Source organism: Priestia sp. D51, assembly GCF_053345675.1.
This window is the reverse complement of the sequence record NZ_JBLTIR010000014.1, coordinates 40,464-49,430: the sequence shown is the minus strand read 5'-3', so window position 1 is coordinate 49,430 and position 8,967 is coordinate 40,464. Positions and strand designations below refer to the sequence as shown.

9 protein-coding genes and 1 rRNA gene are annotated in these 8,967 nt (G+C 38.7%); all 10 read right to left on the bottom strand.

Going from position 1 to position 8,967, the window contains the following annotated elements; genetic code table 11:
• A 16S ribosomal RNA gene (locus tag ACNHOZ_RS26915) occupies positions 1-108 on the bottom strand; the annotation flags it as partial.
• A 282-nt stretch (positions 109-390) separates the two neighbouring features.
• Positions 391-1,875, bottom strand: coding sequence for a lysine--tRNA ligase (gene lysS, locus ACNHOZ_RS26910; protein ID WP_013054894.1), 1,485 nt, complete (start codon positions 1,873-1,875; stop codon positions 391-393).
• 272 nt (positions 1,876-2,147) lie between these two features.
• Complete coding sequence (gene folK, locus ACNHOZ_RS26905) at positions 2,148-2,693, bottom strand: 2-amino-4-hydroxy-6-hydroxymethyldihydropteridine diphosphokinase (protein ID WP_048021876.1); 546 nt, start codon at positions 2,691-2,693, stop codon at positions 2,148-2,150.
• Complete coding sequence (folB, locus tag ACNHOZ_RS26900; RefSeq protein WP_028412654.1) at positions 2,694-3,053, bottom strand: dihydroneopterin aldolase; 360 nt, start codon at positions 3,051-3,053, stop codon at positions 2,694-2,696.
• Positions 3,054-3,074: 21 nt separating this feature from the next.
• Complete coding sequence (pabC, locus tag ACNHOZ_RS26895) at positions 3,075-3,938, bottom strand: aminodeoxychorismate lyase (protein WP_033580816.1); 864 nt, start codon at positions 3,936-3,938, stop codon at positions 3,075-3,077.
• A gap of 4 nt (positions 3,939-3,942) precedes the next feature.
• A complete protein-coding gene (pabA, locus tag ACNHOZ_RS26890; RefSeq protein WP_013054890.1) occupies positions 3,943-4,524 on the bottom strand; it encodes an aminodeoxychorismate/anthranilate synthase component II in 582 nt (193 codons plus the stop codon).
• Between the two features lie 2 nt (positions 4,525-4,526).
• Complete coding sequence (pabB, locus tag ACNHOZ_RS26885) at positions 4,527-5,942, bottom strand: aminodeoxychorismate synthase component I (protein WP_048021878.1); 1,416 nt, start codon at positions 5,940-5,942, stop codon at positions 4,527-4,529.
• Between the two features lie 97 nt (positions 5,943-6,039).
• Positions 6,040-6,978, bottom strand: coding sequence for a cysteine synthase A (gene cysK / locus ACNHOZ_RS26880; RefSeq protein WP_013054888.1), 939 nt, complete (start codon positions 6,976-6,978; stop codon positions 6,040-6,042).
• A gap of 201 nt (positions 6,979-7,179) precedes the next feature.
• A complete protein-coding gene (gene hslO, locus ACNHOZ_RS26875; RefSeq protein WP_028412650.1) occupies positions 7,180-8,058 on the bottom strand; it encodes an Hsp33 family molecular chaperone HslO in 879 nt (292 codons plus the stop codon).
• Between the two features lie 12 nt (positions 8,059-8,070).
• A complete protein-coding gene (locus ACNHOZ_RS26870; RefSeq protein ID WP_013054886.1) occupies positions 8,071-8,838 on the bottom strand; it encodes a type III pantothenate kinase in 768 nt (255 codons plus the stop codon).
• Positions 8,839-8,967: the final 129 nt, after the last annotated feature.

Here is an 8,967-nt window from a genome sequence, read left to right as displayed (position 1 = left end):
GTCCGCCGCTAACGTCATAGAAGCAAGCTTCTAATCAGTTCGCTCGACTTGCATGTATTAGGCACGCCGCCAGCGTTCATCCTGAGCCAGGATCAAACTCTCCGAAGAAATGTTTGACTTGCTCATTAAAAAAATAAAAATTAACGTTGACGTTTGTCGCTTTGTTCAGTTTTCAAAGTTCAACCGCCGCTCTTAAGCGACTTTACTATCTTATCAAGTTATCAACGTAATGTCAACAACTTTTTTATTTCTTTTTGTTGTTTTCGCTTGTCTGCGTTAGCAACAGATATAAATATACCAAATCAATTTCATAAAAACAAGAGGTAAATTAAAAGTTTAAATTTTCTAATATTAATACCTAAAAAAAGATGGCCGTAGCCATCTCTTTTTTTAGCGTTGACGCATATGTGGGAATAATAGTACATCACGGATTGACGGTGCATTTGTTAGTAACATAACAAGGCGGTCAATACCGATTCCTAGACCACCTGTAGGTGGCATACCGTATTCTAATGCCTCAATGAAGTCATCATCCATCTCATGTGCTTCATCGTTTCCTTGTTCTTTCTCTTTCAACTGAGCTTCAAAGCGCTCACGTTGGTCAATTGGATCATTTAGCTCTGTAAATGCGTTCGCGTGTTCACGCGCAACGATAAACAGCTCAAAACGGTCAGTAAAACGCGGATCTTCCGCATTTTTCTTAGCAAGTGGAGAGATTTCTACAGGATGTCCGTAAATGAACGTCGGTTGAATTAACTGCTCTTCTACTTTTTGTTCAAAGAATTCATTTACAATATGTCCATATTGCATATGTTCAGTAATTTCTACCCCGTGTTCTTTTGCTAAAGCACGAGCTTCTTCAACAGATGTTTCTCCCCAGAAGTCTACGCCCGTATATTGTTTAATAGCATCGACCATATGAAGTCTTGTCCATTCTGGCGTTAGGTCTACCTCTTGATCACCATACTGAATCTTTGTTGTGCCAAGTACTTCTTGCGCAATGTGTGCAATTAAGTTCTCTGTTAAAGCCATGATATCTTTGTAGTCCGCATACGCTTCGTACAATTCGATCATTGTAAATTCAGGATTGTGACGTGTAGATACACCTTCATTACGGAATACACGGCCAATTTCATATACTTTTTCTAATCCACCTACGATTAAACGTTTTAAATGAAGTTCAATCGCAATACGCATATAAAGTTCCATATCAAGCGCATTGTGGTGTGTCACAAACGGACGAGCTGCTGCTCCACCTGCGATTGAATGCATCATCGGTGTTTCAACTTCTAAGTATCCATGATTATCTAAGTAACGGCGCATCGATTGAATAATGCGGCTTCTTGAGATAAATGTTTGTTTACTTTCTGGGTTTGTAATTAAATCTAAGTAACGTTGACGGTAGCGCTGTTCAATATCTTTTAAACCATGATATTTATCTGGAAGTGGACGAAGCGCTTTTGTTAGTAACGTGAAATCTTTTACTTTAATAGAAAGTTCGCCAACTTTTGTTTTGAATAAAACACCTTCAACCCCTACCAAGTCACCGATATCTACGCTGCTGAAGATTTCGTACTGTTCTTCGCCAATTGCATCTTTACGTACATAAAGCTGAATTTGTCCTGTTAAATCTTGAACGTGAGCGAAACCTGCTTTTCCTTTTCCACGCTTTGTCATAATACGACCAGCTAGTGACACAGGCACTTCATTTTCTTCTAACTGTTCTTTTGTTAACTCGTCATACTCACTAATTAATTGCTGTGATGTATGTGTACGTTCAAAACGTTGACCAAACGGATCAATACCCTGATCTCGTAGGTTGCTCATTTTTTCGCGACGAACGAGAAATTGATCATTTAATTCTTCATGACTCATCGTTTACTCATCTCCATCGTATAATTAAGTTTTCCGAAACAGAAAAAAGGCCAGCATGTTTACTGGCAACTACTACGTTTCTTTAAAATTATTATAGGTTCAGTCGTTTCTCTATGTCAAATCGCTTTATTCTTGCTTCGCTTCTCTTTTTCTTCGATTTCTCTAACAAGCTACCGAATAAACCAACAACCTGCGAACCCAAACCTTAAAGTTTTCACTGTGAACTCTACTTTACGCCAATATAAAAATGAATCAACTAATAAGATTCATTTTTACTTATGTAAATCATTCCTATTATTTTCGAACATATCTAGCATATCAGTTGTTTGCTCTCGAAATAATTTTACATCTTTTAAATCCGATAACCGTTTTGCGATGGTTTCAACTTTTTCTTCTGCTACAGGGAGAATAAGAGATGGAGCTAGTTCGTTCAGAGGAACCATCACAAACGCCCGTTCAAACATTCGGGGATGAGGGACGTTCAGCCTATCCGTATGAATGATTTCATTACTATAAAGTAAGATATCCAAATCAAGGGTTCTAGGCCCCCATACAATCTCTCTTTTTCGACCTGCCGCTTGTTCAATGGCTTGCAAACAATCTAAAAGTTGCTCTGACGAATACGTTGTTTGTATTTTTACTACCATGTTTAAAAAGCTTGCTTGATTCGTATACCCGACCGGGGCCGTTTCATAAACAGATGAAACAGCCACTACCTTAACCTCAGAATGTTTCATCAAGCCAGTAACTCCCGACTTCAAATGTTCCATTCGATTTTCAATATTTGATCCTAATGCAATATATGCTTCTGTTGTCATTCAACGGCTCCTTTTAATTTCAATAGCTACCGATTGATAATAACCGGGAATTGGCGGATCAGGCTTATATACCTTTACTGTACAAGCCTGCACGAGTTCGTAATTAGCAAGCAATTCAGATGCAATCGTTTCGGCCACCGTTTCAACTAACTTGAACGTGCGCTTCTCTACAACTTCCTGGCATGTTTGGTATAAATCTGCATAGCTCACCGAGTATTCTAAATTGTCCGTAGTACCAGCTTGTTTTAAATCTAGTTCTACAGTTAAATCCACGTGAAAACGCTGCCCTAATTTATTTTCTTCTGGAAATACACCATGATATCCATAGAAACGCATATCATTCACATAAATTTTATCCATCTTTAGCCTCTCCTTTCGCTTTTATACATGTAGCTCGCGTCGACTCATTAGCGACATCGTGTAAGAGCGATACTCTTTTTGCAACTGAGCTGTTAACGTATGGTCTCCGACTGAAAACTTCTTATCCTTTATACTTCGAAGAGGTACGATTTCTTGAATGGAATTTGTAACGAAAGCTTCATCACTCTCCAAAAGCTGTTCCGCCGTAAATAAACCTTCTACAACTTCTATGTTTTTCTTTTTTAAAAGCGTAAAGATAAACTGTCTCGTAATTCCATTTAAGATACCTGTTTCAAGAGACGGTGTATATACACAATCATCTTTTACAAAAAATAAATTGGACACAATACCTTCGGCTAAGAACCCTTCTTTTGTTAAAAAAATACCCTCTTTATTTAAGTCTGAACCAACTTCTCGCTTAGCCAGTACATTGTTTAAATAATGATGAGACTTCAACCTCACGGTTCCTTCGGGCGTATTTCGCTTTGTCTCAAGAATAAGCCCCTCTTTTACAAGGGGGCTCGATGGATGAGGCATTGATTTCATGTATACAATTGTAGATGGCTTGTCGTATTCTTCCACTTGCAGTCCAATTCCGCCATTTCCTGCTGAAACATTTAATCGAACATACGCATTTCTCTCATTGTTTTTCATTAACAGACTATTAATAATTGCCAACACGTCCTGTGTGGAGTAGTCCCATACAATATTTAATTCACGTAAGCTGCTACGCAGTCGATCCAGATGGTCTTCCACTAAAAATGGATGACCATCATAAACTCGTAGCGTTTCAAATAGCCCTAGACCATACATATATCCGTGATCAAACGGAGAAATAGTGGCTTCAGACGCAGGCTTTACTTCACCATTGACGTATATATACATATCATTACACTCGCTTTTTTTCGTAAGTTTCAATAAAATTCTTCAGCATTTCTTTACCGTAAGAAGTCATGATAGATTCAGGGTGGAACTGTACCCCTTCAATAGGTAATGATTTATGGCGAATCGCCATAATTTCATCTTCTGCTGTCCACGCTGAAATCTCAAAGCAATCCGGCAGTGAACTTTTTTCTACAATCAAAGAATGATATCGAGTTGCCGTGAACGGATTATCAAGACCTTTAAAGATAGTACGGCCATCATGATGCATTTCAGATGTTTTACCGTGCATTAATTTATCCGCACGAATCACATTCCCTCCAAAAGCTTGCCCAATCGACTGATGCCCTAAGCATACGCCGAATATTGGAATCTTACCTGCAAAATACTCGATGGCTTCTAAACTGATTCCCGCTTCGTTAGGACTACAAGGTCCCGGGGAAATCATCAAGAAATCTGGATTTAGCACTTCAATTTCAGAAAGTGTAATTTCATCATTTCTTTTTACAAGAAGCTCATGCCCTAGCTCACCTAAATACTGTACTAAATTAAACGTAAAAGAATCATAATTATCAATCATTAATATCATCTTTACTCACCCTCACTCAGCTCATTTTCGCTCTGCTCTTTTGCTTTCCATAGTGCAATTGCTTTTTTCAGTGATTCTTTGTATTCGTGTTTCGGATTTGAATCAATTACAACACCCGCACCAGCCTGCACATAAGCTTGGCCGTCTTGAATAATCATAGTGCGAATCGCAATATTTAATTCCATATCTCCATTAAACCCAATCCAACCAATCGATCCTGTATAAATTCCTCGCCTTACAGGTTCAAGTTCTTCAATGATTTCCATTGTACGAACTTTAGGCGCTCCAGTAATCGTTCCTCCAGGAAAAACCGCATCTACAATATCTACAAAATCTTTATTGCGCGCGAGCTTGCCTTTTACATTAGACACAATATGCATCACATGTGAATACTTTTCAATAACCATAAACTCGTCAACATGAACGGTACCATAGTCGCTTACTCTACCAAGGTCATTACGCTCCAAATCAACAAGCATCACATGCTCTGCACGCTCTTTTTCGTTATGAATAAGCTCATCCGCTAACTGTTGGTCTTCTTGATCATCCTTACCGCGAGAGCGCGTTCCCGCAATTGGTCTCGTACTGATTTCGTCACCGGCTTTTTTCACTAATAGTTCTGGCGAACAGCTCACAATGTGAAATTCTTCTGTCTGCATATAAGACATATAAGGAGACGGGTTGATTTTTCGTACCTGTTCGTAGATATGCATAGGATGAGTTTGAAGCTGTTGAGACTGTCGAACAGATAAGTTCACTTGAAACACATCGCCTTGCCCGATGTACTCATGTACGCGAGTTGTGGCATCTGAAAAAGCAGCTTCAGACATTGAAACCTCACTCTTTTCGGCAACACGATGAATACGCTCATATGAGAGCCCTTCAGCACTTGCCTCCATCCAGTCCTTTTTGTATTGATTAATACGCTTATGTGCCTGCTCTTTACAATCTGCTTCATCGTTAACGATAATCCAGAGCTTTTCCTTTTCTTGATCATATACAAATACGTCATCGAAAATAAGGAAATAAACGTCCGGCGTTTTCAATGAATCTTCAGCAAGATCAGGTATGGTTTCTACATAGCGGATATAATCATAGCTAATAAAGCCAATTGCTCCACCTTGAAAAGGAGGAAGATCTGGATTCACCTCTGCTTCAAACTTCTTCATCCAGTCTCGCATAAGATGAAGCGGATTACCTTTTTGAACAGTAGCTTGGCCATCCGTTTTGATATGAAGCTCGTTTTGTTCGCCTCGCAAAATGGCTACAGGTTTTAATCCCATCATTTGAAACTTTCCGCCTCGACCGCTTTCAAGCAGGATATGATTCGGTTCCCCTTTTGACAACTCTTGATATTTTTTGAACCATTGGTTTTTAGAGATAGAAATAGATTCGCCCCAAGTCATTCTTTGCTGCATTTGTTCACTCTCCTAAAAATAAATCACCTGCTTTCATTTTACATGATTCTCAGATGAAAAAAAACAGCTTCATATAGAAGCTGTTCTTTTATGGTTTTTATGCTTGTGTTTGTTCCTCGAATTGGAACAATGGAGTACTTAAGTAACGCTCACCGTTACTTGGAATAATCGCTAACACTTTTTTACCTTTTCCTAGCTGTTTTGCAGCTTTTAACGCAGCATAAATCGCAGCCCCAGAAGAGATACCTACTAGTACGCCTTCTGTTTTTGCTACTTTACGTGCATATTCAAAAGCTTGGTCGTTTTGAACAGCGACAACTTCGTCATATACTTCCGTGTTAAGCGTATCCGGAACAAAGTTTGCACCGATTCCTTGAATTTTATGAGGTCCTGGTTGACCACCACTTAAGATCGGAGAATCAGCTGGCTCTACCGCATAAATTTTGATGTTTGGATACTTTTCTTTTAATACTTCGCCAGCACCTGTAATAGTACCGCCAGTACCGATACCTGCCACAAATCCATCTAGCTGATCGCCAAACTGCTCGATGATCTCTTTAGCAGTTGTTTGACGGTGCACTTCTGGGTTAGCTTCATTTTGGAACTGCTGAGGAATAAAGTAGCCGTGCTCTTTTGCAAGCTCAGTTGCTTTATTAACCGCACCTTTCATTCCTTCTGGACCTGGTGTTAACACTAACTCTGCACCGTACGCACGAAGCAGATTACGACGCTCAATACTCATCGTTTCAGGCATTGTTAAAATAGCACGGTATCCTTTTGCTGCAGCTACCATTGCTAAGCCAATTCCTGTGTTACCGCTTGTTGGTTCAATGATGGTGTCTCCAGGCTTTAATACACCTTTTGCTTCAGCATCTTCGATCATTGCTAATGCGATACGATCTTTTACGCTGCTTCCTGGGTTCATAAATTCTAATTTTAAATATACATCCGCCATATCTTCTTCAACTAGACGGTTTAGTTTTACGATTGGTGTTTGACCAATTAACTCTGTAATTGAATTTGCAATACGTGCCATATGACCACTCCTAATACCAACTAATTTTATTGATTTTGTATACAATTTATCAGATGTTTTCTAAATTGTCAATCATTTTGTCTTTACATTTACCTATTTTTGTTATATTTTTAGATCAATATATACATAAATAGGACTTAACACTTATAAAAAAAGGCGTTCATTTATAAAATGACGCCTTTAAAGAATCTTTTATTTCATTTAAATTGCTTGTTCTTTCATTTCTTCTAGCTGCTTTTTATCAAAACGATAGGTTTCATTACAAAAATGACACTGTGCTTCAGCTTGGCCGTCTTCCTCAATCATCGATTGAATCTCTTCTTTTCCTAAGCTGATAATGGCATTAGCAATTCTTTCTTCTGAGCACTGACATTTGAACTCTACAGGCATTGTCTCTAGAAACTTTACGTTTTCTTTTCCAAGAACTTCTTCTAAGATTTCCTCAGGAGAAAGACCTTTTTGGATCAGTTTTGAAATGGGTTCAATCGTTTGTAAACGTTGTTCAATAGCTGTAATCGTTTGATCATCTGTTCCTGGCATAAGCTGAATGATAAATCCACCCGCAGCTAAGATTGTGTTATCAGGGTTAACAAGTACACCTACACCTACTGAAGATGGAACTTGCTCAGATGTCACGAAATAATACGTGAAATCCTCTCCTAATTCTCCCGATACGATAGGTACTTGTCCATTAAATTGATCACGCATCCCGATATCTTTTACAACACTCAGCGTACCATCTGTACCTACAGCACGTGCTACATCTAATTTTCCATGCTGATTTAAATCGAAGTGCGTTTGCGGGTTCGTTACATATCCACGCACTTCACCCTTGGCATTGCTGTCTACTAAGATAACACCAATTGGGCCGCGGCCTTCAATTTTAATTGTTAGCTTTTGCTCACCTTTTAGCATAGCCCCCATCATAACTCCCGCAGTCATTGAACGTCCCAATGCTGCAGAGGCTGTAGGCCATGTATAGTGACGGCGCTGCGCTTCTCCAACTGTATCCGTTGTTTTTACCGCATAAGCGCGAACTTGACTATTGTAAGCTAGTGCTTTTACTAAATAGTCGCCCATAATATACACCTCTTACTCCATATTTTTTGTATAGATTATTTGTAATCCTTTTAAAGTCAAAAATGGATCCACAATATCAATAATATCCGACTCTTTAGCAATCAATGTTGCGAGTCCTCCAGTAGCAATAACTTTAGGATTTACTGTTGCTTGCTCTTTCATTCTTGCTACAATTCCTTCTACTTGTCCAACGTATCCATATAAAATACCTGCTTGCATCGCAGATACTGTATTTTTCCCAACAATGCTATTTGGTCGCGCAATTTCAATACGCGGAAGCTTAGATGCTCTTGAATAAAGAGCTTCTGTCGAAATATTAATACCAGGGGCAATTGCACCACCCATATATTGCTTATTTTCATCAATGTAGCAATATGTGGTTGCGGTACCAAAATCAACGATAATTAAAGGGCTTCCGTACAGCTGAATTCCAGCAACAGCATTGACAATACGGTCTGCTCCCACTTCACGTGGATTTTCATATTTAATATTTAAACCCGTCTTAATTCCAGGACCAACAACAAGCGGCTTTAAATGAAAATACTTTTGACACATTCTCTCCAATGCAAACATAATAGGAGGAACAACAGAGGAAATAATAATACCATGAATATCTTTAAAAGATAAACTAACGTGCTCAAGCAAGGCTTTGATTGTCATGCCATACTCGTCTTCTGTTTTATTACGGCTTGTTTCTACACGCCAATGGTACTTTAATTCATCTCCATCGTATACACCTAATACCGTATTGGTATTTCCAACATCTAATACAAAAATCATTTCAATCACCACTTTATTTAAATTCAGTATTCACACTGAAACCATCATACCATAACTGGTAAATAGACGTGTATATTCTAGATAAAATAGGAATATAATGACACAATTCTCTAGTGGATATCCTACTTA